Here is a 27,000-nt window from a genome sequence, read left to right as displayed (position 1 = left end):
TTACATTGTACCTTCCAGCCGTTGCTTTCTGTACTCGGCTGCGGCAGTGAAAATAACGTCAGTCGATGAGTTAATGGCAGTTTCAACGGAATCCTGAACGACACCGATAATGAAGCCAACACCAACGACCTGCATGGCAATGTCGTTTGGGATACCGAACAGGCTGCAGGCAAGCGGGATCAAAAGCAGGGACCCGCCGGCAACACCTGAGGCGCCAGCAGCACAGACCGCTGATACAATGCTGAGCAGGAATGCTGTCGGCAGATCAACATTTATATCCAAAGTATGGACCGCAGCTAATGTCAGGACTGAAATCGTCACTGCCGCACCTGCCATATTGATCGTTGCACCAAGCGGGATTGAAACGGAATACGTATCCTTGTCCAAGCCCAATTTTTCACAAAGCCTCATATTTACTGGAATATTGGCAGCCGAACTTCTCATAAAGAATGCAGTGATTCCGCTCTCTTTCAAGGCTGTTAGGACGAGCGGGTATGGATTCTTGCGCGTAACTGTGTACACGATGAGAGGATTAACGACCAATGCCACAAACAGCATGCAGCCAAGCAGGACCGCGAGCAGTTTGCCATAACCAAGCAGCGATTCAAGCCCGTTCACTGTGATTGATTCAAATACAAGACCCATGATGCCAAGGGGAGCCAGCTTGATTACCCATTTAACAACCGTTGATATTGCATCAGAGAAATTTGAAATAAGTGATTTGGTTGTATCCTTGGCGTTTTTCAATGCAAAGCCGAGGGCAAGTGCCCATGCAAGGATACCGATGTAATTTGCGTTAATGAGTGCGCTAACCGGATTATCAACTACATTCAGCAGCAAATTTTGTAGAACCTCTGAAACACCGCCTGGGGGCTTCAATTCCTGTGCGCTGGTTGCCAGTGTGATTGTTACCGGGAACAGGAAGCTGACAATGACCGCGATAAACCCAGCCAGAAATGTTCCAAAAATGTATAGGACAATGATGGATTTCATATTCGTTTTGTGGCCGCTCTTATGCTGGGCAATGGCTCCTATTACGAGGAAGAATACCAATACGGGAGCAACTGCTTTTAATGCTCCCACAAACAATGTCCCAAACAGGACGATTGGCTGGGCGGCTTCTGGTATTGTTAAGGCTAGAAGAATACCAATCGCCATACCGATGATGATTTGCTTGACGAGACTAATTTCATTCCATTTCCTGACTAGATTTTTCATACCTTCCTCCTGACTGCCGGATGCGTTGCATCGAAGTGAATTTTTTACTAGAATTTGCCGAAAGGTGCCGATAGCTGGCCCTTAATTTTATTCATTATATTGAAAATTTCGATAGAACACAATGGCACAATTTAGGAACAAACATATCTTTGTACAAAAAAAGAAAGAAGGATGTATTCCTTTGTCTAAATGTATTTGTTGTTGGGGCGGAAACGTAACGGTGTGCGAAACCACTCTTTTTCCTGCAATGACACAGCCTTTTTCCGATTAGCAGGTATTAACAGGCCACTTATCGAAATATTTATAGTGAGAACGATAATCGGACGGAGGGATACGTTAGATGACGGCTTTACATGGGAAGTATATTGAAGTTGAACCGGGTGTTGAATTGTTTGTCGAGGACGCCGGGAGCGGGGAACCGATTGTTTTTATCCCGGGATTTACGTTTACAACTGAGGTGTTTTCCAAACAGCTTGAGCATTTTTCAAAGACGAATCGTACGATTGTCCTGGATCCGCGCAGCCATGGGCGCTCCTCAATGTCTATTCACGGAAATGACTATACCACACATGGAACTGATTTGGCCAGGGTGCTCGAGGCCCTCGATGTAAAAAATGCCACACTGGTTGGTTGGTCGTTTGGAGCCTTGACCCTATGGGAATACGTGAAGCAGTTTGGTACCGATAATGTAAAGTCACTTATTTTCGTCGATATGCCTCCAAAATCATTGAGTATTCACAAGGATGATTGGGTGGAGGGTCCGCTTGATAGTATTGCAGGTGCTTACAATGGCTACCTGCGGAATCCCCAGGGGCAAAGAGAGTTCATTACAGGTTACACAACCGGCGTCATGGTCCAGAGGGAGCTGAAAGGGGAGGAGCTTACCTGGATAGTCGAGCAATCAATGAAAACGCCATACTATATTGCCGCAAATTTGTTCGCGAGCGGGATGTTCTCCGATTACCGGGAGGAGGCAAAGCAATCCAGCAAAGCGGTCCCGACTCTGGCTATTGTCGCAGAGCATTGGGCTGACACCGCAACCGCCTATCTTCAAAAGCTCACTCCAAATACAGACATCAAAGTGCTTGGCGGTCACATGATGTTCTGGGAACACAGTCAAAAATTCAACACCCTCGTTGAGGAATTTTTAACAGAGAAAGTTAGGAAGTAGAGGGGGCAGTAAGAAGGGGGTCAAAACGGGGGTCAGACCCCCTTCGTGGACTTTTGGCTCATTTTGTCCATTTGGAGTGGACACCAGTTGGGAGCTTTCTGAATCAGCTTTTAGAAAAGTTAATTAGGTGTCTTTAAATAATTAGGATAAACTTCAACATAAGCCGGACGAAAACCGAATGAATCAAGCATAGAAATAAAATGAATCAGGACAAATACTAAAAGGCCAATGCCTATTAAAGAAAAACGAGGGTAATCCAAAAGTGGAAACCCTCGTTTTCGTATTTAGTGCTGATTGCCTATATTTTCTTTGCACGTAATTTGATGTATTGAAAGCGGATGAAGCAGCCAATGCAAAAGCCAAGAATGGCGACAAATGCTGCAAGGGCAACCATAATCGTAAAGGCGTGGCCAATTTTGTTCCATCCAAATGTGTATCCTATTAAACCGCCAGCCAGACAGACAACCGAGATTGCCTGGTTGAACTGCTGCTGATCCCACTCTTCCGGAATATAAGAGGAAGCATCCTTTCTCAAGAAGAGCCTCGCAACTCTCATAATTGGGTTGAAACCAAAAAAGAGCCCCATTAACCCGGCAGCCAAGGGTATAGCCAGAATCCATTCCTCGCCGGTAAGCCATGCTGCTACAACACTTAATACAATCACCCACTGATTTGTCCTGACCAATGGACGCGGAATCGAACGCACAGCCTCAGCCATATAATAAATCCGACCTTTCTTATAAGAATAGAAGATTAATATAGTGTACACGAATAAAACCTATTTGTGAATAAGGAAGCAAGGGGTCAGACCCCTCTCGTGGACATTTCGTTGTTTTTGTCCGCGGAGACGGGACAGTGGTGAAAGGTTGGGATCAACAATATAAGAATAGTGATTAAGATAAATTTTGAACTAATTAAGACAAAAAATAGGGAATCAAGACAATCTCGAACATAATAAACGACAAACACAAAAATAGCCTATTTCCGGGCAAAGGGAAGAACGATGGTTCCAGAAGTGGAAACCCTCGATTTTCGTATCAATAAGTCTTGTTATGCCTTACCTGCTATTACCCCAGCGTTGTATTCCACGTAGCTTAATATCGTAATTCACCAGCAGTGTCCACCTAACACGGACAAATTTATGAAAAAGTCCACGGCAGGGGTCTGACCCCTAAAATCTGACCCCTAAAATTTCCCCTTTAATTTTTACAGCCATATGAACTTTTATGGGGAAGGATGGACAATAAGTTAAAACATGATAGAATTTGAAAGTCTGATTTTGTCGATGTTTTTTATTTGTTTCACATTGCTTCATATGACGGAGGAATAGTAAATGGGTTTTATCAGATCGTTGCTGGACGAACCGCTTATTCTTTTGTTCTTCATTTTGTTTCTCGGTTCGGCGCTGGGAAAGGTAAGCGTCAAGGGACTGAGCCTTCGTACCTCTGGCGTCCTGTTTATTGCGATGATATTCGGCCATTATGGCTATCAAATACCTGATACGATTCAGCAGCTGGGCCTTAGCCTATTCATTGTTGCGGTTGGGCTCCAGGCGGGTCCCCGGTTTTTCCGGATGATGAAAACGAGCGGGATTGTGTTTGGCATCATCGGTTTGGTTATTGTCCTGACTGGTGCACTTGTGACTATCCTGGTTACCAATCTGTTTAATCTCTCACCCGCACTTGGAATCGGCATCATGACAGGTGCCCTGTCGAGTACACCTGGTCTAGCGGCAGCCTTGCAGGCAACAAACGACCCTATCACATCCGTTGGATACGGTCTCGCCTATCCATTTGGTGTCCTCGGCGTGGTGTTATTTGTTCAACTCCTGCCGAGGCTGTTAAAAACTGACTTGAAAAAAGACCTGGAGGCGACATCAGGCCCGATAAGGAATGAAGAATCACCCGAGGTGCTGACAATTGGGATCACCAATCCAGCCTTGAACAAAATGACCTTAAAAGAACTGCATTTTAATAAGCAATTCAATCAATACAATAGTGTTGTCATTAGCCGCGTTATTCGCGGCGACCGGAATATTATTGCTCTTGGTGATACAGTCATCTTAAAGGGCGACCATCTTGTAGCGGTGGGCTTAAAAAATGATGTTCAAAAGTTATGCAAGCAAATTGGGAAAAAAGTTGAGTCGCACTTTGAAAACTATGACCATATCGTTCACCGGAAAATTACTGTCGGCGCTGAAGAGATGATAGGAAAGACATTAAAGGAACTTGGGCTAAGAAGAAAATACGGAGTCACCGTCACCCGCATCGAGAGAGGCGGCTTTGAATATAACCAAAGCCCGAGATGGCGTCTAGAACGTGGCGATGTCCTTCTTACAGTCAGCAGTGAGGATCGCCTGAATGACGTTGAAAAGTTGTTCAGCCGGAAAAACCTGACTGTGACCAATGTCCATATCCTTTCACTAAGCCTGATTTTATTGATTGGCATCCTTGTGGGTAGGGCACCAATCTATTTGCCGGGGCTGGGTACAATTACCCTGGGTGTCGCCGGCGGTCCTTTGTTTATAGCTCTAATCATTGGCCATTTCGGGAAAATAGGCCCGATCCGGGCACGCTATTTCCAGCCATCAAACCAGGTGATTGGCGATATCGGGCTTGTGTTGTTCCTTGCGGGTGCCGGTACGACTGCCGGCCAGGGGGTAGTTGAAGTGGTCAGCGAGGAAGGGGTTGGCCTGCTTTTCGGAGGGGCAATGATTACAGTTATTCCGATGATCGTTGGTTATTACGTATCCCGCCTCTTTTTCAAGCTAAGCATTATTCATTCGCTGGGTGCAGTGTGTGGAGAAATGACCAGCACACCAGGGTTGGGAGCAGCAAGCCAACTTATTGATAATGATGATCCGGCAATTGCCTACGCCGCAGCTTACCCGTTTGCACTTATCTTCGTAGCGATCATTTCACAAGTATTGATTTTCTTCTTATAAAAACAAAGCCAAGCCTGGTAGTGAAAAGGCTTGGCTTTTTGAAATGTGAAAATTGCATGTCTTTTGTAAATTTATGCAGGATTTTCCATTTTAAAAAAGAATAGTATAAGAGCCTTATGTTTTTTCCATAGTTAACCTTATTTTCAGGCCATTTAACCTGTCCCCCGGAGTTATCGCCGGCTATTAGCCGGTTCTGCCTTATTGGCCTTTGCTGCTAAAGGCTATATCTACATATATTTCTTTATGATAGGAGGGATAGCTGAAAATCAGACTGGCTGCCTTTGCTTTTAAATCATGTCTTGGAAGGCGGAATTAGCAATGTATTGTGCATCTTGCGGAATGTATCTCTCCGCTCAGGAGAGAGTATGTTCCAATTGTGGAAAGTCCATATATGAGAGGCCGAAACACCGGCATGTTCCCCCAGCTGCCAGTGACTATGAAAACTCCTTCCTCATAAAAAAACAGATGGAGGAAACCTTCATTGGAAGGAATTATACATATTATCGCACTCGATGGAATCTTCTCGATAAAAACAATTTGAAGTTCAGCTGGAACTGGGCTGCATTCCTATTAGGGCCAATCTGGTTCGGATACAGAAAAATGCCTGTCCCAGTCCTTGCAATCATTGGAATGTTTATAGGATTGGATGTTTTATCTTATTTAGCGGATTATCAAAATCTTTATGGTCAAATGTTTACGGTTTTCTTTTATTTTCTTGGGCTGTCAATATGGATATTACTGGGGCTGCTTGGCAACTTTATATATTTAAAATATGCTGAAAGCTTGTTTGCTGGATTCACAGAAAATACGATGGTTCCTTCAGAAAAAAGGGCTTTGCTTAAAAAGAAGGGCGGGACAAGCTGTCTTGGAGCTTTCCTTGTATTTGTGCTTTTGCTGACTTATTTTTCGGTTTCACTCTATTTTCATTTTTGATGATGAACTTGAATAGTTTTGAGATAAAGGTTCAGGTTGCCTACCTGGGCTTTTATTTAATTTTTATGAGAAAATAACAGCATCGCAAAAAGGTACGCCGTTTTGGAAGGGGGATAGGGTTGAAACTTCAATGGGATACACAATATATCAGGAAAATCGAGCTTAAAGCAGAGGAAGCCCATAGACAGGATAGATTTCCTTTTACTCTGCCGATCATTCGCAATTTAAAAGAGATAACCTTTGATTCTTCCGTTACCTATATCGTTGGTGAAAATGGAATGGGCAAATCCACATTGCTTGAGGGAATTGCGGTTGCATATGGCTTTAACCCGGAGGGCGGTACGACTAATTTCAATTTCTCCAATTATGATTCACACTCTGACCTGCATCATTTTCTGCGTCTCGTAAAAGGAGCCTATAGGCCGTCCGACAATTTTTTCTTTAGGGCGGAAACCTTCTACAACTTGGCGACCAATATAGATGAAATTGACGCCGTTCATTCTTATGGAGGTAAATCGCTTCATGAAATGTCCCATGGCGAATCGTTCTTTGCCGCATTCAACGAGCGGTTTCAGGGGAATGGCCTTTACATTTTGGACGAACCTGAAGCTGCCTTGTCCCCGCTTAGACAAATGTCGCTCCTAGCCAGGATGGACGATCTCGTACATGAGGGCTCCCAGTTTATTATTTCAACACACTCGCCGATTATCATGGCGTATCCAGGTGCGAAAATCATCCAGATAACCGATGAAGGGATGGAGGAAACGACACTTGAGAATACTTCCCATTATTCAATCATGAAGCAGTTTTTTGAAGACAGAGGAAGGTTCCTAAGGCATCTGCTTCGTTAAGAACGGATTACCTTAATAGGTAACCAAAAACAAAAGCATTGCCCATGGCAACCAGACTTTTTAACTTGCCCTCGCTTCTAAACCTTGCCGTAAACACAACCATCACATTTTTTAGGACAGCTTTTTGCGTTTCTAGCATACACATACATACTAGCCGGATTGTTCAGTTGGCCTATGTGGTGGCAGGTCCAATAAAAGCCTTTGAACAAGGTAAAGAAATCGTCGAGGCACGAAAAGTACCAATCACACATTGCCTTAACAAATTATAAGGATGGTGGGACCATTGAGGGGGATTCTTTATAAGTTTGAGGAACATGTTGTTGTCGTCCACATTGAGGGTACCGCAAAAGATTTCCCAAGAGCGATTTTCCCCGAAAAAGCAGTGCCCGGTGATGTGGTTGAAATTAAAGGGGATACAGTAACCATTCTGACTGATGAACCGGGAAGTCTGATTAAGGAATTTGAGCAGCTAATGGGCAAAGTCTGGGAAAAATGAAGATCGGAAAGCCCCACTTCGGTTTGAAGTGGGGTTTCATTCTTGTTAGAATCGTAGTTAGGCTAACGGTTTTTGAAATATACATCCAATGTATCCTTAATGTCTTCAACATTGCTGTCTGCCTCGATGGTGTACCTGTTTCCATCCAGCTTTGTCGTGAAATCGGATATGCCTTGCATTTTAATGAAGTCATCAACATCAGAAAGGTTTTCTCCAGGGTTTTTCAAGGTTTTTTCGCCAACGAAATCGTCATTCACAAAAACATTATACTGGTCTTCGTTCAGTATCGCATCGTTGTCTAATGCATCTTTAGCCATTCCTGCCGCAAATAGAGGGGCAGGGACGCCTCCCATTCCGTTATTGTTGCCATTGCCATTGTTATATCCATTGCCGAAAGTCATCCAATATCCCTCATTTCGTCATTTTATAGTAATTTTACCCGCCTGTAGGGCTTTCAGACACAATAAGGGGTATTGGATAATATTACCTTATGAGGTGAAAAATGAAGGAAAAACAGAAATGGAACGCGAAGTATGAAGAGAGGTTAAAGGAAATCACCATGCCTATTCCCAATCAAAGACTGACTGGGATGGAGCCTTATCTGATGAGTGGAGGAACCGCCCTGGATATTGCATGCGGCCTTGGCGGCAACAGTTATTATTTGGCTAGGCTTGGCTATAAGGTGCGCGGTATCGATATTTCCGATAAAGCTATTCAGTACGTCGAGGAGCAGGCTGCCAGGAATAAGTTGAATATACAGGCGGAAGTAAGGGATCTTACTGAAGTTGGCAGTTTTCAATTTAAAGCTAACTTTTTTGATTTAGTGGTTGTAGCCTACTATTTGGATCGGCGATTATTCCCTTCTATTCATCATTGGGTAAAGGTGGGAGGGTATGTCTTTATGGATACATACTACCATTCTCCGAAGCTGGAATCGCAACGTGTATCGAATGATTTTCTCTTGCAATCCAATGAGTTATTACGTGAATTCCGGGACTGGAAGGTTCTTTCCTATGAGGAAGATGAACGTTCGGGCAGGCAGATGATTTTTTGTGAAAAAACAAAATGATATCCCGTGCAAATTCACACACGGGATATCATTATATCCACCCATCGGGGATGGAACTATTGTCTGCGATCGAGTAGGCTGCATCTGTAATTGCTTCGGAAAGAGTTGTGCCGGAACCACGGAAATGATTAAAGCTGACCTCGTTTGTTCCATTTTTAGAAAAGGCAAACCCAATTTGCTCAAGCTTTTTGACAATCAGCATGGCATGGTCCAGATTTTTTTCTGGCTGAAAATCTGTTACAGGAATGAATATCCTCCTTTCAAAATCAAACCAGCGATCCCAGCGATTTAATTTCCAACCGAGAATGCGGCGGGCTATAGTTTCTGTTTTATCCATCCTTCTCTCTCCCCCTTTTCAGCGGTACTGTTATATATCATATGTAAATATTAACACTCTGTTATAAAACTGTTGAATAGTGAATTACTACTATTTTTATAAAATTCCCTCAAGATTCCTTGCTTTTTTATTTCAATCTGCATATCGCCTCGTTTACGCTTTAAACCTCCACAAGAAATTTCCCAATCCTCAAAACTCTGTCCTGACACGGTTTTTATCGGTAATTTTCCCAACCATCACGGGCACATGAATAATTGATTCCGTTTCCCATTCTGAATAAACTCTAAATTACAGCCGGAAAATTGCTGTGCTGTACATACCAAAGGTGAGAGGAGAAATGTAATGAAAAAGAGAACCAAATTTGGTTCGGCGTTGTTGGCATTGTCTATGGGGCTCTCGCTGTTTGCTGCAGGAGCAAGCGGGCAGGGGAATGAAGGGGATGCGAAGGAAACGTACCGCGTCGCGATCAAGGGGTCCAATTCTGAAATGGCGAAAGCGAAGCAAACCTATAAACCGCGCTGGGATTTTGGTGCAGAAGGATTCACAACTACTGTTAATGGGAAGCAATATGAAGCACTATTGAAAAACAAAAACCTTAACATTGAACAGGTCGAGGAAGTGGCTTTGGACAGCAGGGAAAATCCGGCTGCCAATAACGATGTCTCTGCAAACGCAATTACGTCTCTTCCTAGTGACCGAACTCCTTGGGGAATACAAGCCATTTACAATGATCCCTACATCTCCGCAACTTCTGGCGGTTCAGGGATAAAAGTAGCCGTTCTTGATACGGGCGTTTATACGAACCACTACGATCTGAGGGGCCAGGCTGAGCAGTGTAAAGACTTCACTCAATCATCTTCCCCGATTGTAAATGGCACATGTACAGACCGAAACGGCCATGGTACACACGTAGCGGGAACAGTACTTGCTGATGGCGCCGATGATGGCATGGGTGTTTATGGTGTAGCGCCCCAGGCAAAGCTTTGGGCATACAAAGTATTAACCGACAGCGGTTCAGGATACTCCGATGATATCGCAGGGGCAATTCGCCATGCAGCCGACCAGGCTGCAGCGACAGGTTCGAAGGTTGTAATTAACATGTCTTTAGGTTCAAGCTCTAAGGATACGTTGATTGCATCTGCGGTTGATTATGCTTACAACAGGAATGTTCTTGTTGTTGCGGCTGCAGGTAACTCTGGGTATGCAGCCAATACAATCGGCTATCCGGGCGCACTCGTGAATGCTGTCGCGGTAGCGGCTCTTGAGAATGTTCAGCAGAATGGAACATATCGCGTGGCAAACTTCTCTTCGCGCGGAAATCCAAATACAGATGGCGATTATGTCATTCAGGAAAAGGATATAGAAATCTCAGCACCGGGCGCAGCAATTGAGTCGACCTGGTACGACGGCAATTACAACACAATCAGCGGAACGTCAATGGCCACTCCGCATGTGGCAGGCTTAGCTGCAAAGATTTGGTCATCCAATTATTCCTGGACGAACAAGCAGCTTCGCACTGAACTTCAAAGAAGGGCGAAACTGTATGACATTAAAGGCGGCTACGGAGCAGCAACTGGCGATGATTATGCGTCAGGATTTGGATTTGCTAGAGTAAAATAATTCTAGTTTACTAGCACCCCAGTGTGGAAGGCGATTGCCAGATACACCGGGGTGTTATTTTTTGGGCGAAGCATCAAATACTTCCTGCAAAAATGCAGTCCTCTAAGTTGGAATTTGATTAATTCCATAGATCACATCAAAAAGCTCAACCTTCGCTAAACCAAATTCCATAAAGACCTTCCCTTCATCTATCATCAAGTCTATTGCCTTTAAAGATATCCTTGCTAATATTTCGTTATCCGAATATCTCATTAATGAAATTAATTGGGTTATGTGGTAAGATGGACTGTATGTATCAAATAAACTGGCAGGGAGATGAATAGGTATTGCCTATTTGGAAACGGAATTTATTGGTTCTTTGGATTGGGGTCTTTTTTACATCGGCGAGTTTTTCCATGGTGATCCCGTTTCTGCCAATTTTTCTCCTGGAAATAGGAGTACATGACAATACGGAAATGTGGTCGGGGTTGATTTTCAGTTCCGCCTTTTTGGCTGGTGCGATCGCATCGCCTTTCTGGGGCAGGGTCGCCGATAAATACGGAAGGAAGCCAATGATTGTCAGGGCAGGTTTTGTGCTTTGTGTCATTTATACATTAATGGCTTTCGTTACAAATCCTTATGAAATTCTTACCTTGAGAATTTTACAGGGGCTGTTGAGCGGATTCATTCCGGGGGCAATTGCCTTAATTGGGACCAATACGCCCAATAAAAAGGTTGGCTATGCTCTTTCCCTTATTTCTTCCGCATCTGCGTCAGGTGGAATTTTGGGTCCATTGCTCGGGGGCGGCATTGCCGAGTTGGTCGGGAACAGATGGGCTTTTGCAACAGGCGGAATCATTGTTGGCCTGGCCACATTCCTGATTGTTTTTTGGGTTAAGGAAGTAAATTTTAAGCCGAACAAGGAAAAAGGTTCAGTGATTCAAGATTTTAAAGTTGCTGCAAATAACAAGCCTTTTTTGCACGTATTAATTTTGACGCTAATCGTCAGCTGCTCTGTGATGATTATCGAACCAGTCCTTCCTTTATATATCGTGGACATCACCGGCTCTACTAACAAGACAGCCCTTTTGGCTGGAATTGTCTTTTCCTTGCCTGGTATTGCAAGTGCCTTTTTTGCACCTGTCTGGGGCAGATGGGCCGATAAGCACGGATTCAACAAAATATTAATCATTGGCCTGTTGGGCGGAGGGATTGGATCACTTGCCCAAATTGCTTTTTCACATATAGTCGGATTTTCGGTTATAAGGTTCGTTTACGGAATATTCTTCTGTGCAGTCTATCCGGCGTTGAATGGGTTAGTTGTTAAAACAACACCTGAGGATTTCCGTGGCAGGGCATTCAGTCTGCATCAAACGTCAAACCAATTGGGCGGAATGGCCGGCCCGATGCTGGGCGGCTTTATCGGCGGCTTTTTCCCTGTTCAGAGCGTATTTGCAGTAACCGGACTTATGCTGTTGCTTGCCATGGGTACCGTCTATTTGAATAATGAAGAAATGCGTACATCTTTAAAAAGAAAATTGGCGCATCAAAAATAGCTACAACGAGCCTGCAGTTTAGCCTTGCCTTGAAGCAGGGGGACTGCAGGTTTTTTGCATTGACATCATATGATTTTTAAAAAAATCCTGCCGTTATGGAAGGAAACTGGACTCCTTGGAGCGAAGTTTTTAGTAACGAGACAAGTAGTGGTGAAGAAACAGCCTAGCCGCTATTTGTTCTATATAGGGTTAAATCGGTGGAGAACGTGGATTACTTTGCACATTTCCCATTCCTGAAAAATACCGCTTACGTAGTGGTTACAGCCCAATCACTCGGGGTATTCACATAACAGAGTGAGCAGACGGAACAACGTTTGCATCCTTTTCAAACATCCCATATCTTTAGTTTCTATGTTGGCACATTTGTATTTGTGAAAAATAAATTGCCTGGCAAGTTAACTTAGCCCGGTCCCAAATTAGGGTAGAATACCCTGGAAAAGCGCCGCATATGTGTAAGTAGAGTTTGTAAAGGAGAGGGTACCATGCGTTTATTCAATCGGATTCTGTTGATGGTTAAAGAATGGATGGGTACAAAGGTTGAGGAAAAACAGGTGGAAAAACCAGTTTATGCAAAGGTAAACGGTTTGGATAGACCGCCCTCAATTCCGCCTAATGGACCTCTCTATCAAACAAAAACCGAGAAAAAAGCTGCGTTTAAAGTCATCCAGGGCGGGAAGAAATAAGCATTCCTTTTTCTATTATATATTGTTGGATAAATAAGTGGATTGTTGTAAGCGTCACCGGGTATGATTTCTTTACAAGAGGCTTTCCCTGTTCATAGCGGGAAAGCTTTTATTGCTTCGCTCGCGGGCAGCTTATCTTCAAAACCGTTAGTGAGCAGTGGCAAGTGGTTCGATCGCATACTTTCCACATAAGGGATTCCACAAGTGGTATAATTAATGTATAATCATTTTACAATCAATGTAAAAGAAGGGTTGAACCTTGTACAATATTAAAGCGGTCTCAAAAATACTTGATATGCCGACTGTAACAATCCGGGCATGGGAGAATCGATACCAGGCGATTACACCGGGGCGAAATGATTCAGGGCATCGAGTGTATACAGAAGAAAATTTGAAAGACTTGAAGTGGCTAAAAAAACAAGTGCAGGAAAACGGCATAAATATTGGCCAGGCTGTAAAGTTATTGAGAGAAAAGAAACAAAACAAAACCGTTAGCCTTCCTGGATGGTCTGCCGCCCAAAGTTTCGATATGCAAATTGATGAACTGTTTGAGGCTGTCGAAGAGTTGGATTCAGTAAAATGTGACCTGTTGCTAGATCTTTATTTTTCGCAGTTTCCGTACCGAACGGTCCTTCATTCGATAGTTGTACCACTTATGAATAAGGTAGGGGAAGCGTGGGGAGAGGGCTTTCTCCATGTTGTAAATGAACATATGATTTCCAACCTTGTTCAACAGCGGATCATGAAATTGCTAAATGTATTCCCTGTGTCGGAGGAATTGCCAAAAGTGATCGCTTTTTGTCCGGATGGAGAGGAACACCAGCTTGGATTGCTAATGTTTACGTTGTTCCTGCGGGAAAGGCGTTATCCTGTCCATTATATAGGTGCCAATACACCACTAGAGGGTCTTGGCGAGTTGATCCACGAAAAGGGAATTGAAATTGCCGCCCTATCCGTTTCGGAAAAGATGAATGAATCGGAAATAAATCATATTGTAAAAACACTTCAAATGCACACACCTTATCTAAAGATTATGATCGGCGGTATGGGAGTAAAGGAAAGCATGAGGGTGAGAAAGTGCTGGTATATAGCCCCTAATGAAACAAATTGGGAAGATACACTGCAGGATGTCATTCAATAAATATTGAATAGACCAGGGCAGTTGGGAAAGGCTTCAGTCGAATAGGCTGGGGCTTTTTTATTTGGTAAAATCGTACATTATTGTTGCAATTCGATAAGGTTAGTTATATATTAATTTTACAAATGTTATACAAAAGTATAATTGGGGGACCTGTATGTTTCTTGCCTGGAATGAAATGAAGAATAACAAGCTTCGCTTCAGCTTGATTGTTGGGGTACTCTCGCTTGTTTCTTATTTGGTGTTCTTTTTATCGGGACTAGCGAATGGACTGGAGAATCTTAATAAAGAGTCGGTTCTGAAGTGGGATGCAGATGGAATTATCCTTACTGAAGAATCGGATAGAAGCTTGCCGCAATCAATCATGGAAACTGGGGATTATAACGGGAATGGTGCAGAGGAATATGCTATACTCGGCCAGTTCTACGCAATTGCAAGTACCGGGGATGCAAAGGGGAATGTTTCGCTGTTCGGGATTCGGGAAGATGAGTTTATTATGCCTGAAGTGACAGAAGGCAAGCCTTTTCGAAAAATGGGCGAAGTGATTGCTGACGACACACTTAAGGACGAAGGTTTTAAAATTGGTGATGTTTTGACGCTATCGGCGACAGAAGAAAAACTAAAAATCACCGGATTCACGGATCATGCGAGATTTAACGCAGCACCTGTATTGTATGGAAGTATGGAGACGCTTCGGAAAGTCCGCTTTGGCGAGTCAGCGGAGAGGATGAAAGAGAAAATTAATGCGTTTGTTGTCAGGTCAAATAATCTGAGTGATATCCAAGTAGCGGATGGTTTGGATATTGTTGCAACCCAGGAGTTTATTGAAAATATGCCTGGCTATTCCGAGCAAAACATGACGCTGACATTTATGATTTATTTCCTTTTCATCATTTCAGCCGTTATTCTTGCTATTTTCCTTTATGTATTGACGATCCAGAAGATTAGCATTTTTGGAGTTATGAAGGCTCAGGGAATCTCAAGCGGATATTTATCAAAATCAGTGATTGCCCAAACGTTCCTGCTGGCAGTCGCCGGTGTGATCATTGGTCTTGCCTTGACCGTTTTGACTGGTTTATTCCTGCCGCCTGCAGTCCCGGTAGCGTTCAATTATTTGGATATGCTCGTTTATGCGATTGTGCTGATTGGGGTTTCTATAGTAGGAGCGTTATTCTCGGTTCAAACGATTGCTAAAATAGACCCTTTGAAAGCAATAGGAGGTTAACGGATGGCACTGCTGGAATTAAAGAATGTGAGCAAGGTGTTCGGCTCCGGCCATACAGAGGTAGAAGCGCTAAAACCGACTGATTTTTCGGCTGGAACTGGTGAGTTGATTGCGATTATCGGACCGTCTGGCTCTGGCAAAAGCACATTTTTAACAATCGCCGGGGGGCTGCTGACTCCATCAACTGGAGACATTATCATAAATGGAAAAAATATAACGGCTATGAAGGAAAAAAAGCGGGCCGGCATTAGATTGAAGGAAATTGGGTTTGTGCTGCAGCAATCCAATTTAGTCCCATTCCTGACAGTCCGGCAGCAGATGGTTCTCCTCGACAAGGTTAAGAAGGACAATATCTAAAACGAGAGGTTTGCGGAAGTTTGCGAGTCGCTCGGCATTGCCGACTTGATGAATAGTTTTCCAGCTGATTTGTCCGGAGGGGAGCGGCAGCGGGTCGCGATTGCGAAAGCATTGTATACAGACCCAAGTATTATCCTGGCAGACGAACCGACTGCATCACTCGACTCGGACCGGGCTTTTGAAGTGATGGAAATGCTAAAGCAGGCAACGACTGCGACTGGGAAAACATCGATAGTGGTCACCCATGATACAAGGTTAATTGACTATTGTGACAAGGTGTATAAGATTACAGATGGGACACTAAACCTGCAGGGGGCTGAAGACCTCCTGTAAAAAGATGAATGGTTCACTATGAGGGCTTCTGTTCGCAAGCATCGTTCTGAAGGATGTTCATTTGTTCATTCATTTTTTAAGTGTATAATGAAGGGTATATAACATAATCAAAAAGGAAGACCACTATGCGTACAAAAATCCCGGTATATGAGCAAATTGCGATTGATATTGCCAATCGCATTTACAATGAAAAATATAAGGTTGGCCAAAAAGTCCACGGGCGCTCAACGCTTGCTAGCGAATACAATGTATCTCCGGAAACTGTCCGGAAGGCGCTAAAGATCCTTGAGGATGTCGAGATTGTCAAATCTGAAAAAGGCGCCGGAGTTGTCATTTCGTCACGTGAGAATGCGCTGGCCTATATTAACCGTTTTTCAAACCTTGAAAGTGCCAAAGATATGGAAAAGCAAATCCGAAGGCTAATCGAGGAACGAAAGGAACTTGATATGAAATTGTCTGATAAAATCAATCAATTGATTGAACTCTCGGGCAAGTACCGCCATACCAATCCGCTGGCACCCATTGAGGTTGAAATTACGAAGGTTTGCAAACATATTGGGAAAACTGTTTCTGACCTTAAATTTTGGCAATACACCGGCGGCACCATTGTTGGCTTAAAGCGGGAGGGAGAATTAATTCTTTCACCCGGTCCCTATGCAACGATTAGGGAAGGGGATGTGCTGCTGATTATCGGCACTGAGCAATCCTACCATCGAGTGCTTGATTTTTTAAATGAATAAGAAAAGCGGAAGTGCCTTCGTGACAGGCAAAACTCGCCTCGCGACAGGCAAAATGCGCATATCTCTGCGATGATTATTCTTTGAAGTTTTCCTTGTGGAGATAGACAGTAAAAAAACACCAGGTAACGGGATGTAAGCCTCCGAATACCTGGTGTTTTTTCTTATCCTGCATTAACGGGCAGTAAGTTTCTTTCAGAAGCAAATGCCCCTAAATGACCGAATGGTGAGATACAATGAAACTTGCCGCTGTTTTTTAGCGGCTTAATTGAACTAATCGGGTTCGTAGTGCCGCTTAGTCGCCGGAATTTGGCGAATTAACGGCAATAGAACGGGACAACCAACAGCCAAAAGAGCTGATGGAAGTTTCACTTTATATGAGGCCTTGTTCCTCCAAAAACTCTTTAGCTACTTTTTCCGGTGACTGGTCAAGGCTTTCAACTTTATTGTTCAATTCCCTCATGGCTTCATCGTTCAATTTTCCTGCTAGCATATTCAACGCTTTCTCTAATTCAGGATATTTTTCCAATGTATCTTCCCTTACGATTGGGACGGCATAATAAGGAGGGAAGAAGCCTTTATCATCTTCGAGTACTTTCAGTTTGAATTCCTCAAGTAAACCGTCTGTAGCAAAAGCATCAATCACATGAGTTTCGCCACTTTGAATGGCTGTATAGCGGAGGCCGCCATCTACTGCTTTACTATTGCCGAACTCCATATTATAAGCTTCCAAGAGACCCGGAAGTCCATCAGGCCGGTTTGTAAATTCGATCGTCGTTCCGGCAGTTAGCTCTTGGCTAATCTTTGCCAGATCGGAGAACGATTCAATTCCGTATTTGTCGGCGGTTTCCTGAGTAGTAGCTAGTACATACGTATTGTTAAAGCCAAGCTGATCAAGAGTTGCAATATCGAACTGTTCCGAAAAATCCTTCTTCACAGTTGAAAAGGCTTCTTCGGGATCGTTTGTCACAGGTTTTTTGAGCATGGAAACAAGCGCTGTTCCCGTGTACTCAACATAGGCATCAATATCACCAGTCCTAAGAGCGCTAAAGGCTACCTGGGTACCGCCAAGATTGAGCTTTCGTTCCACTTCAAGATCTGTATGAGCTTCAACAAGGTCTGCCAACATATTTCCGAGGATAATTGATTCGGCGAAGTTCTTTGAGCCGATTGTAATTTTTTCTCCTGCCGCGGCGTTGTTATATAAATATGAAGTACCGATGCCAAGAACCAAAACAGCGATAGTAGCCGGGATTAAGATTCTTCTAGTTTTAGATTGTTTTGTTTTCTTGGCAGTAGTGCGAGCCTTTGTTTCATAGGAAAGTTTCGTTTCAAGCTTGCCAATTACAAAATCAATTAAAAGGGCAAGAATACATGCAGGTATTGCACCGGCGAGTATCATATTATTGTCAACTGATGTTACACCTGAAAAGACAAGGTATCCAAGTCCGCCGGCACCAACAAATGCTGCAATCGTCATTAAGCCCACTGCTGTAACCGCCGAGATTCGCACGCCTGCCATAATGACCGGGAATGCGAGCGGAAGCTGTACTTTTCTCATCGTTTGGCTATTTGTTAAGCCAATTCCCCTTGCAGCTTCCAAAATATCACGGTCAATCGTAGTTAACCCAGTGTACGTATTTTTAACAATCGGAAGAAGTGAGTACAAGACAACCATAACAATGGCTGGAGTACTGCCAATTCCAACAACCGGGATTAGGAAACCAAGTAATGCCAGGCTTGGCACAGCCTGGATGACATTGGCTGTTCCAATGATTGGTTTTGAAAGACGTTTGTTCCTTGAAATGAGTATTCCGAGGGGAACACCAATAATAATTGCGATTGCAACAGAGAAAACGCTCAGCCAAATATGCTGGCCAAGTAAATCAAGAATTTGTCCCGTATTATTTTTTACATACTCAAAAAATGAACCCATTAAAATGCCACCTCCAGGTCAATCAGCTGGGTGCTGAGGGCGGACAGGATACTGCTTCGAGTAATTAAGCCGCTCAGTTTTCCAGCTTCATTTACAACCGGCAGATAGCCGATTTTACGTTCGTTCATTACTTTTAGTACAGAGATTAAGTCTGCATCATCGTAAACGGAATGGATGGTGCGTTCCATAACTTCGCCGATTAACTTGTTACGGTCCACCATTTTTAGATCCTTCAATGTAACAAGTCCAATTAGAGTCAGGTCACGGTCGGTTACCATCAAGCTGTCGACTTTGTTTTCTTTCATAATTTCAACAGCCTGGAGTACATTCCGTTTAGGAGATACCTTGACTGGATAAGGAATCATGATGTCCTCTGCCTTCAGGACTTCGGGATTGTTCCAGACCCTTCGCTTGCCAAGGAAGTTCTCAACAAATTCGGAAGCCGGATTTTTCAAAATGTTTTCCGGAGTGTCGTATTGCAAAATATGGCCATCTTTCAATAGGCAGATTTTATCGGCAATTTTATAAGCCTCGTCCATGTCATGGGTGACGAAGATAATGGTTTTGTTCAATTCTTTTTGCATATTGAACAGTTCTTCCTGGAGGGAGCTTCTTGTTACGGGGTCGAGCGCACTGAAAGGCTCGTCCATCAGGATGATTTCTGAATCTGTGGAGAATGCACGGGCAACGCCGACACGCTGCTGCTGTCCGCCACTCAATTCTTTTGGATAACGGTCGAGGAATTCTTCTGGATTTAGTCCAACAAGGTCCATTAAGTTTTCTGTTTTCGTTTGAATCGCTTCGGGATCTTCACCTTTGAGTTTGGGAATTAATTCGAGATTTTCTCTGATTGTCATATGCGGAAACAGACCAGTACTTTGGATGACATACCCAATGTTCCGTCGTAATTCAATCGGGTCAATCGTCGAAATATCCTTCCCTTTTATGTAGATTTTTCCTGAGCTTGGCTCGATCAGGCGGTTGACCATCTTTAGCAAAGTGGTTTTTCCGCAGCCACTCGGGCCAATAAAAACAACCAGTTCTCCAGAATCAATTTCAAGATTGAAATTGTCGATGACTGGCCGTTTTCCATAGCTTTTTATAATGTTTTCGAACGTAATCATCTTTTTCCCCCTTATAATAATCTTTCTTTCTCTAAAGTAACAACTTCATTATATCATAAAAGTTGTAGGTTCGGAAAGAGTGAAAGTTTTATCCCGCATTAAGGGACAGTAAGCCTCTTTCGGAAGCAACTGTCCCTAAATGCCCGATTTGTGAGATACAGTGAAACTTGCCGCTGTGCCTTTCAGCGGCTTAGTTGAACCAATCGGATTCATAGTGCCGCTTAATCGCCGTACTTTGGCGAATTAGCGGCAGTAGAATGGGGCTAATCATTAGCGAAAATCGCTGATGGAAGTTTCACTTTATAGCGTTTAAGTTTATTCCATAATATGTTAAAATGCAGGTAAGGGGTGGCGGTGATGAATGAAAAGGAACCATTCAATGACGTAATCGACCACTACAACAAAATTGAGGGAAATCCAGCTAATGCAGCTAGTACAGACTGGAGCAAGCTGCCAAAACCGATCAGGCTGATTGGGTATTTTCTGTTCGGACTTCTGGGGCTCGGTGCCTTGCTTATTCTGGTTTTATCTATTTTCAGGTGAGATATTAGGCCGCCGTACTCAATGAGTGCGGCGGTTTTTTTTGGATGGAATTTTGTTGCATCGCAAATGAGTCAAAAAGCAATTGTCAATAAAGGGATAAAAAAGTTTATACAAGTCAGTCGATAAAATTGTGAGATATCTTTACTATGAGGATAGCGGGGCAAGAGAAGTGGGTAAATGATACGGTTCACGCTCACTTGGTGGTGTTAAAGTGTAACCACATGTGTCTGAATTGTGGAATTCTCGGATATATGAAGTAAACACTCGGAAATATTTAAATTTTCTCGGATAAGCATCTAGAAATCTCGGAAAAACACTTAAAACCATCGGATACCCGATGAGTCTGTGAAGTGTTACTTTTGATTCTATCTTTTGGTAATTATTGATGTAGGGGTTTTGCCTGTTCCCTACAACGGATTTTCATTATAATAGAAACATAGAATGACAGACATGGGGATGGCAATGAAGAAGAAACGAACGATATCCAAAAAAAGAACCCAACTTCGCCGGAATGTGAATTTACTCATCATCCTGGCGGGGGCAGCCATTTTGTTTGCAATGAAAGACCAATTGTTTTCCATAGGGAACTACGTGGAAACAAACCTCTTTACCGGCAATGTAGAACGGTACATTCCAGTTCTGCACGAAGAGCTGCAAAAACAAAATCTTGAAGAGTATACTCCCGTATTGGCCGCTGTTATGCAGCAGGAAAGTAAGGGCAAGGGCGGCGACCCGATGCAGTCATCCGAATCGGCCGGCCTTGCTCCGAATGAAATCGAAGATCCTGAACAAAGTATCCGCCAGGGAATAAAGCATTTCAGGCAGGCGGTCGAGTATGGGGAAAAAAAGAATGTGGATTTGCCCACTATCATCCAGGCCTATAATATGGGGCTTGGCTATATTGATTATGTAGCCAACAGAGGCGGCAAACATAAAGAGGAGCTTGCCAAGGAATATTCCTATCTGCAGGTCCAAAAGAATCCAACTACCTATAATTGCGGCGGAGACAAGAATAACTTCCGCTATCCGTATTGCTATGGAGATTTCACCTACACCACTAAAGTAATGGCCAATATCCGAACCTTTGCTAGCTCGTTTGAAAAATTAACCTTAAATTAAAAAAACCGTAGGCAGCTTTCCATTACTGGATAGCTGCTTTTTTGTATTATTTTACAACTTATGATTGACTTCCACTTCTAGAAAATATATCATAAAATTACATAGTACATTACTACACTAATGCACTGTGTTGAAAAGGAGTTGATTCCTATTTTAAACACGGACAGTATGAAGCCGATTTATGTCCAAATTGCCGATTGGATTGAATCGGAAATAATCAGTGGACACCTTCAAGAAGATGAGAAAGTGTATTCCCAGTATCAGCTGGCTGAGATGTATACGATTAATCCGGCTACAGCTGCAAAGGGGCTGGCCTTATTGGCTGACGAAAAGATTCTATACAAAAAGCGGGGGCTTGGGATGTTTGTTGCAGAAGGGGCGAAAGAAGCAATTATTGCTAAAAGGAAGAACCAGACGCTAAAACGGCTCGTCCATGATTTAGTTATGGAGGCAAACAGGCTTCATATCGGAAAAAAAGAACTCATTCAAATGATTGAATCTGCAGAGGCTGGGGAGGGAGAAAGATGAAAATAATCGAGTGCAACACGATCTCAAAATCCTTTTTACGAAAAAAAGCCTTGGATGGAATATCATTCTCAATTGGCGAAAATACAATAACCGGACTTGTAGGCCGCAATGGTGCAGGAAAAACGACGCTCCTTAAATTGATTGCGGGTTTACTGAAACCGACCTCAGGCAGCCTGAAGGTCTTTTCGGAAAAACCATTCAACAGCCTGACTGTATCTGCTAATTCTATTTTTATAGATGACAAGATGGTGTTTCCATCAGCGCTGCCGCTCGGGGAAATTCTTGAAGAGGCAGGACGTTTTTATCCAAATTGGGATGCAGGCCTCGCGAGGCGGCTGTTCACTTATTTCTCGTTTGACCCGAAAAATTACCACACCCGCCTTTCAAAAGGAAAAACAAGTACTTTCAACGCGATTATTGGGATTGCCTCCCGATGCCCGCTTACAATGTTTGATGAGCCAACGACCGGTATGGATGAAGCAACCCGGAAGGACTTTTACCGGGCTTTGCTGAAGGATTATATTGCACACCCGCGGACAATTATACTCTCAAGCCATCACCTTGAGGAGATTGAGGATATCCTGGAGGATATTCTGTTTATACAAAGCGGAAGAGCTTTGCTCCATTTGCCTGTTGCCGACTTAAAGGAGTGGGCAATCGAATTGCGCGGAAGCAGGGAGCTTGTCGAGAAAATATGTTTAGAAAAAGAAGTGATACATCAAAAATTGTTCGGAGCTGGAACAGCCGCCGCAGTCGTCCGGAATGAATTTACTGAAGCTGAATTGAATGGTCTGCATTATACAGGAATCGAGTTCAAGCCCGTCAGTACAAGTGATCTATTTGTCTATCTTACAAATGACCGGAAAGGCGGGATTGATGATGTCTTTAACGAAAATTAATTTAAGCGAGGCGATCAAGAAACAATTTTTTCATAAATTGAAGGCAAACATTGATGCGTTTAGCGCCATGGTCGGCATTCAGATCCTTGGATTACTTTTTTCAATAGGAGGCGTTGGGTCTTCTGGCATGTCCGGCGATGGATTATCTGTCACGGTTAAGTATTATTCCGCCGATGTTGTGATTGGCTTTACTCTTATGTGGGCGTTTGTAACAGCGATAACCGTCAATACGAGGGCCAACCGGGAACAGGATTTCACCTTTATCACAAATCGTTTAAGCAGCAGCATTTCAAATATCCTTTTTTTAGCAGTGGCGGGCCTTCTAGCGAGCATCACAGCCAACCTTACTAGCAATCTACTAAATGTTCTCGTTTATCTCTTCTTTGAAAAAGAAGTATACACGGCGGCGAATGGGGCGGAAGGGCTCATCACCTCAATAGGGGGAACATTCCTCTACCTTATACTCATAAGCTCGGTAGGTTATTTCATTAGTTCATTGGGGCAAATCAGCAAGCTGTTTCTATTTTTGATACCGTTCATCGTTATTGGATTTACTTACTTAAATACGTTGATTAACTTTACTGGCACCATTGAATTAGTCCAGTTTTATGTTCAGGAAAAAAGCCTGTCCTTGTTCACCCTGAAAGCATTAATAACAGCTGGTTTGTTTTACAGCGCAGGGGTAGTGTTATTTAATCGGATGGAGGTGAGGAAATGAACTTCCTTATTCTTATCCTTTTGATTGTTCTAATTTCTGGATTAATCGCCTCATCTGGTAAAAAAAGAATTATCCACTTTAAGATTACTCACTGGTTTTTGATCGTGTATGTGGGAATACTGACCCTTGCAACGGTTATCGCGCCTTTTTTAAGAGATGTACCATTGGAAGAGAAACGGGTTCGCAATATCCAAGCCGACAAAGCCCATTTTGATTTATACGAAAAGCTTCGTTACGGTAAACTTGAGCAAATTGATAAAGAGCAAATCATCAAGCATGAAACCATTGAAAATTATCAGTATGACACGTTAAACATCCCGACTACCATTGAAGGGGCATCGATATTCATCGAAAAAACAGATCGCCAGGGAAACAAAATAGAAGTCTATACTTTTAATGGTACCCTCATAGTAGATGATTGGGATTTTACTTCTTCGCTTCAGTCTGCCAGCTTTACATTACAGGAAGATCGTTTAAAACTTCAAAATACGAATCAAGCCATCTATCTGTCCATTGTTAATAATGGCTTCCCGGCCCGGCAATTTACAAATGAAAGGTATATGAATCATTCAATCATGAGTAGTAATTTTATCTTTTATTTGAAGGTGCCGAGAAGTGTGGACATCATTGCCGATGACTATCCGGAAATCATCTATGTTGCAAAGTAACGGATAAAAACAGAACGATCGGCCTTGTTTGTGAGGGTTAAGGAAAATCCCATACAAACGAGGCTTCTTTTGTTGGATGGCTTTCACTAAAAAACGTGCAAAGCATGTTAAAATGACCAAACGGATTGTTTGACAATCCCCGAGTTTATCTTTAGATTGAAAATCAGATAAACACTATATGAATAAATGCTGCAAATTAGTATAATAAAATTGCTTGTTTTTAGGAGGAGCATATATTGAAAATTAACATTAGCAAAGAAGCTCTTCGATGGTTCAAGGACGAGGTCGGCGTTGAGTCCGGGTCACATGTGAAGTTTTTCGCGAAGATTTATGGTTCAAGCCCTGTCCAGGAAAACTTTTCACTTGGTTTTTCGGTCGAGGATCCTGTCGATGCGGCTGTTTCGACCGAAGTGGATGGAATTCTATTTTATGCCGATGAAACGGACATATGGTTCTTTAACGGGCACGATCTCTATGTGGAGTACAATGAAGAATATGATGAAGTTGAATATAAGTATGTAAAGTGAAACTTCAATCAGAGGGGGGCTTTGTCTCCCACTGATTGATAGTTGAACCAATCGGGCATTTGTGGGCAGTTGATCCCACGTCTATATTTTTATTAACTCAGGATTCTGATATGGGATCTTACTGCCCGTTAATGCGGGATAAAGCCATAAAGCCAAAAGGATGCAGGAGAATGAAATTATTCAGCGCATTGTTTCCAAAGCAAAAGAGGATCAATGTTGAGTTTTGCGAGAAAAACCTTGATCGGTTTTTGTCGGAGGAGAATCTTGCGGACTATCAGAAGTTTTTAAATGGAAAACAGGTTTCATATAAGGAATATGAATGCCAGAGCCATTGCAGGGAATGCAAATTGTCTCCTTATGCACTGGTCGATGGCCAATATGTTTCTGCAGAATCTTCAGGCGATCTGCTTGTAAAGCTAAAAAAGCTTGCTGAACGTGAAGTGTAGATTACCAAGTTAAGTTACCCCTGGTTGGTTTTCAAGTCATGGAGCACATCTTGCTAATGGGCTTTTCACAATATTTCTAAGGAGTGTATGGGGATGGATCAAGTAGCAAAATTCAAAGAGGTAATGGGGAATTATCCGACTGGCGTTACAGTTGTGACAACAGTTGATGAAAATGGCACACCTGTGGGCTTGACTGTTAACTCATTCGCATCGGTTTCACTTGACCCGCTTTTGATTTTGTGGTCGATAGACAAAAGAGTTTCTTCTCATGACCTATTTGTTAATACCGGGAAGTTTGCAGTCAACGTACTTGCTGCAGAACAGGGTGATGTTTGCAGCCTGTTTGCCATGAAGGGTGCGGACCGGTTCAGCCAGTGTGAATGGGAGCTTTCTGAACACAATCTTCCAGTGCTTGCCGGAGTTACGGGTGTTATGCAGTGCAAAACCTTCAAAACAGTGGATGCCGGGGATCACACCATTTTGATTGGCGAAGTTATCGGAATTGAAAGCTACAACAAAGAACCGCTTCTTTATCATAAGCGGACGTTCGGCAAAATTCCTGTTGAGTTTTATACTAAATAAGTTTAGGCTAGACTAGTGATACCTCTCCTTATTCCGGGGAGGTATTATCATTTTTTAGAGGTGCAACAATGAATAAACTAACGAAATTTTATGGCTTAATATGTGACTATATAAAGGAAGAAAACGTTTTATTGGATGAACCGATAAGAAACCATACGTATACGAAACTTGGGGGGAAGGCAGATATTTTTGTGACCCCTGAAACGATTGAGGAACTCCAGGCAGTCCTGCGGCATGCACAGGAGCTGGAGATTCCTGTTACGATTCTGGGCAGTGGCTCAAATGTGATTGTCAAAGATGGGGGAATCCGGGGAATTACGGTTGGAATGGGTAAACTAACAAGTATAACCGCCAGCGGCAATGTAATTTCCGCCCAAAGCGGGGCCCGGATTATTGATGTTTCCAGAATGGCATTAGAGCACAGCCTGTCAGGTCTTGAATTCGCCTGCGGAATTCCAGGCAGCGTTGGCGGGGCATTGTACATGAATGCGGGTGCATATGGCGGACAAATTTCTGACGTGCTTGTTATGGCGACAGCGATAGATAAGCATGGTACCGTCCGTTTTTTCGAAAAAGAGGAATTGGCTCTCGGTTATCGGAAGAGTATGTTTCAGGGCAGTGATTACATTATTGTGGAGGCGGAGTTCCGTCTTGAGGAGGGAGACCCTGAACGGATTAAGGCAAAGATGGATGAGCTTACAGAAGCCAGGGAGTCAAAGCAGCCGTTGGAGTATCCTTCGTGCGGGAGCGTTTTTAAGAGGCCGCCGGGATATTTTGCGGGCAAGCTGATCCAGGATAGCAATCTTCAGGGCAAACGGATTGGCGGAGCCGAGGTTTCCAAAAAGCACGCCGGCTTCATCGTAAACATTGACCATGCAACATCGAGTGACTATTTAAAGTTAATTGAAGTTGTCCGTGATACGGTAAAGAAAAAGTATGATGTTGAATTAGAGACTGAAGTAATTGTTTTGGGAGAAGATTAACAAAGAGGGAGGAACCGCAAATGGGGATAATCATCGTCGATATATGTGACAGCAATTGGATTAATCAGCTAGATATTGAAGCGATTCTGGAAGCTGAGTTCCCGGAGGTTGCGGTGCTCCGCAATGATTGCTTGAATTTTTGCGGGATGTGCGCCCGAAGCCCATATGCAATGGTAAATGGGAAGCGGATTTTTGCGAAAACTCCCGAGGAATGCCTTGATAAAATCCGCACTCAGATTAAAAAAGAGTTGGCTGAGTTCGAGTAGTATTGAAAACTTCC

Annotated in this window: 29 protein-coding genes and 1 pseudogene; 24 read left to right on the top strand and 6 right to left on the bottom strand. The window is 43.2% G+C overall.

Annotated features, from left to right (window positions below; genetic code table 11):
- Complete coding sequence (sstT, locus tag A8F94_RS14125; protein WP_066201633.1) at nt 1–1,218, bottom strand: serine/threonine transporter SstT; 1,218 nt, start codon at nt 1,216–1,218, stop codon at nt 1–3.
- A 340-nt stretch (nt 1,219–1,558) separates the two neighbouring features.
- Here sstT and A8F94_RS14120 point away from each other — a divergent pair, with 340 nt between their 5' ends.
- Nucleotides 1,559–2,389 (top strand): alpha/beta fold hydrolase, encoded by an 831-nt coding sequence (locus tag A8F94_RS14120; protein WP_066201630.1) that lies wholly within the window; start codon nt 1,559–1,561, stop codon nt 2,387–2,389.
- A gap of 298 nt (nt 2,390–2,687) precedes the next feature.
- Here A8F94_RS14120 and A8F94_RS14115 read toward each other — a convergent pair whose 3' ends face one another.
- Nucleotides 2,688–3,107: a DUF4395 domain-containing protein gene (locus A8F94_RS14115; RefSeq protein WP_066201627.1), complete on the bottom strand. Its 420-nt coding sequence runs from the start codon at nt 3,105–3,107 to the stop codon at nt 2,688–2,690.
- A gap of 615 nt (nt 3,108–3,722) precedes the next feature.
- Between A8F94_RS14115 and A8F94_RS14110 the strand changes: the two genes are divergently transcribed.
- The 4 genes from A8F94_RS14110 (at nt 3,723) to A8F94_RS14095 (ending at nt 7,613) form a co-directional block, all read left to right on the top strand.
- Nucleotides 3,723–5,333, top strand: coding sequence for an aspartate:alanine exchanger family transporter (locus tag A8F94_RS14110; RefSeq protein WP_066201625.1), 1,611 nt, complete (start codon nt 3,723–3,725; stop codon nt 5,331–5,333).
- A 318-nt stretch (nt 5,334–5,651) separates the two neighbouring features.
- Nucleotides 5,652–6,266 carry a DUF2628 domain-containing protein gene (locus tag A8F94_RS14105; protein WP_066201623.1) on the top strand — a complete coding sequence of 205 codons (615 nt, stop codon included), beginning with the start codon at nt 5,652–5,654 and terminating at the stop codon, nt 6,264–6,266.
- A gap of 119 nt (nt 6,267–6,385) precedes the next feature.
- Entirely contained in the window at nt 6,386–7,117 is a 732-nt protein-coding gene (locus A8F94_RS14100; RefSeq protein WP_066201620.1) for an AAA family ATPase, read from the top strand.
- A gap of 283 nt (nt 7,118–7,400) precedes the next feature.
- Complete coding sequence (locus A8F94_RS14095; RefSeq protein WP_066201617.1) at nt 7,401–7,613, top strand: hypothetical protein; 213 nt, start codon at nt 7,401–7,403, stop codon at nt 7,611–7,613.
- 62 nt (nt 7,614–7,675) lie between these two features.
- Here A8F94_RS14095 and A8F94_RS14090 read toward each other — a convergent pair whose 3' ends face one another.
- Nucleotides 7,676–8,014 (bottom strand): hypothetical protein, encoded by a 339-nt coding sequence (locus A8F94_RS14090; protein ID WP_077247717.1) that lies wholly within the window; start codon nt 8,012–8,014, stop codon nt 7,676–7,678.
- Nucleotides 8,015–8,115: 101 nt separating this feature from the next.
- On the opposite strand from A8F94_RS14090, the gene A8F94_RS14085 reads away from it, so the two are divergent.
- A complete protein-coding gene (locus A8F94_RS14085; RefSeq protein ID WP_066201614.1) occupies nt 8,116–8,682 on the top strand; it encodes a class I SAM-dependent methyltransferase in 567 nt (188 codons plus the stop codon).
- A 31-nt stretch (nt 8,683–8,713) separates the two neighbouring features.
- On the opposite strand, the gene A8F94_RS14080 is transcribed toward A8F94_RS14085, so the two are convergent.
- A complete protein-coding gene (locus A8F94_RS14080; RefSeq protein ID WP_066201611.1) occupies nt 8,714–9,019 on the bottom strand; it encodes a BC1872 family protein in 306 nt (101 codons plus the stop codon).
- A gap of 342 nt (nt 9,020–9,361) precedes the next feature.
- On the opposite strand from A8F94_RS14080, the gene A8F94_RS14075 reads away from it, so the two are divergent.
- The 7 genes and pseudogenes from A8F94_RS14075 (at nt 9,362) to A8F94_RS14045 (ending at nt 16,650) form a co-directional block, all read left to right on the top strand.
- Nucleotides 9,362–10,639 carry a S8 family peptidase gene (locus tag A8F94_RS14075; protein WP_066201610.1) on the top strand — a complete coding sequence of 426 codons (1,278 nt, stop codon included), beginning with the start codon at nt 9,362–9,364 and terminating at the stop codon, nt 10,637–10,639.
- A gap of 326 nt (nt 10,640–10,965) precedes the next feature.
- The gene (locus tag A8F94_RS14070) at nt 10,966–12,174 is read left to right on the top strand and encodes an MFS transporter (RefSeq protein ID WP_066201607.1); all 1,209 of its coding nucleotides are present in this window, start codon (nt 10,966–10,968) and stop codon (nt 12,172–12,174) included.
- Nucleotides 12,175–12,656: 482 nt separating this feature from the next.
- Complete coding sequence (locus A8F94_RS14065; protein ID WP_066201604.1) at nt 12,657–12,857, top strand: hypothetical protein; 201 nt, start codon at nt 12,657–12,659, stop codon at nt 12,855–12,857.
- Between the two features lie 259 nt (nt 12,858–13,116).
- Complete coding sequence (locus A8F94_RS14060) at nt 13,117–13,998, top strand: MerR family transcriptional regulator (RefSeq protein ID WP_066201601.1); 882 nt, start codon at nt 13,117–13,119, stop codon at nt 13,996–13,998.
- Between the two features lie 154 nt (nt 13,999–14,152).
- Nucleotides 14,153–15,220, top strand: a complete 1,068-nt coding sequence (locus A8F94_RS14055) for an ABC transporter permease (RefSeq protein WP_066201598.1) — start codon at nt 14,153–14,155, stop codon at nt 15,218–15,220.
- 3 nt (nt 15,221–15,223) lie between these two features.
- Nucleotides 15,224–15,910 (top strand): annotated as a pseudogene (locus A8F94_RS14050) (ABC transporter ATP-binding protein).
- 125 nt (nt 15,911–16,035) lie between these two features.
- Nucleotides 16,036–16,650: a TrkA C-terminal domain-containing protein gene (locus A8F94_RS14045; RefSeq protein WP_066201595.1), complete on the top strand. Its 615-nt coding sequence runs from the start codon at nt 16,036–16,038 to the stop codon at nt 16,648–16,650.
- Between the two features lie 370 nt (nt 16,651–17,020).
- On the opposite strand, the gene A8F94_RS14040 is transcribed toward A8F94_RS14045, so the two are convergent.
- Together A8F94_RS14040 and A8F94_RS14035 are read right to left on the bottom strand one after the other, a co-directional pair.
- Nucleotides 17,021–18,583 (bottom strand): ABC transporter permease/substrate-binding protein, encoded by a 1,563-nt coding sequence (locus A8F94_RS14040; protein ID WP_066201593.1) that lies wholly within the window; start codon nt 18,581–18,583, stop codon nt 17,021–17,023.
- Nucleotides 18,583–19,707: an ABC transporter ATP-binding protein gene (locus A8F94_RS14035; protein ID WP_066201587.1), complete on the bottom strand. Its 1,125-nt coding sequence runs from the start codon at nt 19,705–19,707 to the stop codon at nt 18,583–18,585. Before A8F94_RS14035 ends, A8F94_RS14040 begins: the two co-directional genes overlap by 1 nt.
- 357 nt (nt 19,708–20,064) lie before the next feature.
- Here A8F94_RS14035 and A8F94_RS14030 point away from each other — a divergent pair, with 357 nt between their 5' ends.
- The 11 genes from A8F94_RS14030 to A8F94_RS13980 all read left to right on the top strand — a co-directional run bounded on the left by A8F94_RS14030 (nt 20,065) and on the right by A8F94_RS13980 (nt 26,986).
- The gene (locus tag A8F94_RS14030) at nt 20,065–20,250 is read left to right on the top strand and encodes a hypothetical protein (RefSeq protein ID WP_066201585.1); all 186 of its coding nucleotides are present in this window, start codon (nt 20,065–20,067) and stop codon (nt 20,248–20,250) included.
- A gap of 462 nt (nt 20,251–20,712) precedes the next feature.
- The gene (locus A8F94_RS14025; protein ID WP_066201581.1) at nt 20,713–21,369 is read left to right on the top strand and encodes a lysozyme family protein; all 657 of its coding nucleotides are present in this window, start codon (nt 20,713–20,715) and stop codon (nt 21,367–21,369) included.
- A gap of 168 nt (nt 21,370–21,537) precedes the next feature.
- A complete protein-coding gene (locus tag A8F94_RS14020; protein ID WP_254660858.1) occupies nt 21,538–21,897 on the top strand; it encodes a GntR family transcriptional regulator in 360 nt (119 codons plus the stop codon).
- Nucleotides 21,894–22,796 carry an ATP-binding cassette domain-containing protein gene (locus A8F94_RS14015; protein WP_066201575.1) on the top strand — a complete coding sequence of 301 codons (903 nt, stop codon included), beginning with the start codon at nt 21,894–21,896 and terminating at the stop codon, nt 22,794–22,796. The genes A8F94_RS14020 and A8F94_RS14015 overlap by 4 nt, the downstream gene beginning before the upstream one ends.
- Complete coding sequence (locus tag A8F94_RS14010) at nt 22,777–23,514, top strand: hypothetical protein (protein ID WP_066201571.1); 738 nt, start codon at nt 22,777–22,779, stop codon at nt 23,512–23,514. Before A8F94_RS14015 ends, A8F94_RS14010 begins: the two co-directional genes overlap by 20 nt.
- Complete coding sequence (locus A8F94_RS14005) at nt 23,511–24,182, top strand: hypothetical protein (RefSeq protein ID WP_066201569.1); 672 nt, start codon at nt 23,511–23,513, stop codon at nt 24,180–24,182. Before A8F94_RS14010 ends, A8F94_RS14005 begins: the two co-directional genes overlap by 4 nt.
- 236 nt (nt 24,183–24,418) lie before the next feature.
- Nucleotides 24,419–24,709, top strand: coding sequence for a HesB/YadR/YfhF family protein (locus tag A8F94_RS14000; RefSeq protein WP_066201566.1), 291 nt, complete (start codon nt 24,419–24,421; stop codon nt 24,707–24,709).
- Between the two features lie 170 nt (nt 24,710–24,879).
- The gene (locus tag A8F94_RS13995; RefSeq protein WP_066201563.1) at nt 24,880–25,155 is read left to right on the top strand and encodes a DUF1450 domain-containing protein; all 276 of its coding nucleotides are present in this window, start codon (nt 24,880–24,882) and stop codon (nt 25,153–25,155) included.
- A gap of 93 nt (nt 25,156–25,248) precedes the next feature.
- On the top strand, nt 25,249–25,737 hold the full coding sequence (locus A8F94_RS13990; RefSeq protein ID WP_066201560.1) for a flavin reductase family protein: 489 nt from the start codon (nt 25,249–25,251) through the stop codon (nt 25,735–25,737).
- A gap of 68 nt (nt 25,738–25,805) precedes the next feature.
- A complete protein-coding gene (gene murB, locus A8F94_RS13985) occupies nt 25,806–26,720 on the top strand; it encodes a UDP-N-acetylmuramate dehydrogenase (RefSeq protein ID WP_066201557.1) in 915 nt (304 codons plus the stop codon).
- Nucleotides 26,721–26,740: 20 nt separating this feature from the next.
- Nucleotides 26,741–26,986 (top strand): YuzB family protein, encoded by a 246-nt coding sequence (locus A8F94_RS13980; RefSeq protein WP_066201554.1) that lies wholly within the window; start codon nt 26,741–26,743, stop codon nt 26,984–26,986.
- The last annotated feature ends 14 nt before the right edge of the window (nt 26,987–27,000 follow it).

Origin of the sequence: Bacillus sp. FJAT-27225, assembly GCF_001685025.1 — a bacterium.
In the GTDB taxonomy this organism is placed as follows: domain Bacteria; phylum Bacillota; class Bacilli; order Bacillales; family Cytobacillaceae; genus Bacillus_D.
This window is presented reverse-complemented; position numbering and strand designations above follow the sequence as displayed.

Excerpts from the sequence above, each read along its gene's own strand:
- A8F94_RS14105 (WP_066201623.1), top strand. The coding sequence starts at position 5,652 with ATGTATTGTGCATCTTGCGGAATGTATCTCTCCGCTCAGGAGAGAGTA.
- A8F94_RS13980 (WP_066201554.1), top strand. The coding sequence starts at position 26,741 with ATGGGGATAATCATCGTCGATATATGTGACAGCAATTGGATTAATCAG.
- A8F94_RS14025 (WP_066201581.1), top strand. The coding sequence starts at position 20,713 with ATGAAGAAGAAACGAACGATATCCAAAAAAAGAACCCAACTTCGCCGG.
- A8F94_RS13990 (WP_066201560.1), top strand. The coding sequence starts at position 25,249 with ATGGATCAAGTAGCAAAATTCAAAGAGGTAATGGGGAATTATCCGACT.
- A8F94_RS14010 (WP_066201571.1), top strand. The coding sequence starts at position 22,777 with ATGTCTTTAACGAAAATTAATTTAAGCGAGGCGATCAAGAAACAATTT.
- A8F94_RS14075 (WP_066201610.1), top strand. The coding sequence starts at position 9,362 with ATGAAAAAGAGAACCAAATTTGGTTCGGCGTTGTTGGCATTGTCTATG.
- A8F94_RS14015 (WP_066201575.1), top strand. The coding sequence starts at position 21,894 with ATGAAAATAATCGAGTGCAACACGATCTCAAAATCCTTTTTACGAAAA.
- A8F94_RS14035 (WP_066201587.1), bottom strand. The coding sequence starts at position 19,707 with ATGATTACGTTCGAAAACATTATAAAAAGCTATGGAAAACGGCCAGTC.
- A8F94_RS13995 (WP_066201563.1), top strand. The coding sequence starts at position 24,880 with ATGAAATTATTCAGCGCATTGTTTCCAAAGCAAAAGAGGATCAATGTT.
- A8F94_RS14055 (WP_066201598.1), top strand. The coding sequence starts at position 14,153 with ATGTTTCTTGCCTGGAATGAAATGAAGAATAACAAGCTTCGCTTCAGC.
- A8F94_RS14065 (WP_066201604.1), top strand. The coding sequence starts at position 12,657 with ATGCGTTTATTCAATCGGATTCTGTTGATGGTTAAAGAATGGATGGGT.
- A8F94_RS14040 (WP_066201593.1), bottom strand. The coding sequence starts at position 18,583 with ATGGGTTCATTTTTTGAGTATGTAAAAAATAATACGGGACAAATTCTT.
- A8F94_RS14045 (WP_066201595.1), top strand. The coding sequence starts at position 16,036 with ATGCGTACAAAAATCCCGGTATATGAGCAAATTGCGATTGATATTGCC.
- A8F94_RS14120 (WP_066201630.1), top strand. The coding sequence starts at position 1,559 with ATGACGGCTTTACATGGGAAGTATATTGAAGTTGAACCGGGTGTTGAA.
- A8F94_RS14080 (WP_066201611.1), bottom strand. The coding sequence starts at position 9,019 with ATGGATAAAACAGAAACTATAGCCCGCCGCATTCTCGGTTGGAAATTA.
- A8F94_RS14005 (WP_066201569.1), top strand. The coding sequence starts at position 23,511 with ATGAACTTCCTTATTCTTATCCTTTTGATTGTTCTAATTTCTGGATTA.
- A8F94_RS14020 (WP_254660858.1), top strand. The coding sequence starts at position 21,538 with ATGAAGCCGATTTATGTCCAAATTGCCGATTGGATTGAATCGGAAATA.
- A8F94_RS14085 (WP_066201614.1), top strand. The coding sequence starts at position 8,116 with ATGAAGGAAAAACAGAAATGGAACGCGAAGTATGAAGAGAGGTTAAAG.
- murB (WP_066201557.1), top strand. The coding sequence starts at position 25,806 with ATGAATAAACTAACGAAATTTTATGGCTTAATATGTGACTATATAAAG.
- A8F94_RS14030 (WP_066201585.1), top strand. The coding sequence starts at position 20,065 with ATGAATGAAAAGGAACCATTCAATGACGTAATCGACCACTACAACAAA.
- A8F94_RS14090 (WP_077247717.1), bottom strand. The coding sequence starts at position 8,014 with ATGACTTTCGGCAATGGATATAACAATGGCAATGGCAACAATAACGGA.
- A8F94_RS14115 (WP_066201627.1), bottom strand. The coding sequence starts at position 3,107 with ATGGCTGAGGCTGTGCGTTCGATTCCGCGTCCATTGGTCAGGACAAAT.
- sstT (WP_066201633.1), bottom strand. The coding sequence starts at position 1,218 with ATGAAAAATCTAGTCAGGAAATGGAATGAAATTAGTCTCGTCAAGCAA.
- A8F94_RS14110 (WP_066201625.1), top strand. The coding sequence starts at position 3,723 with ATGGGTTTTATCAGATCGTTGCTGGACGAACCGCTTATTCTTTTGTTC.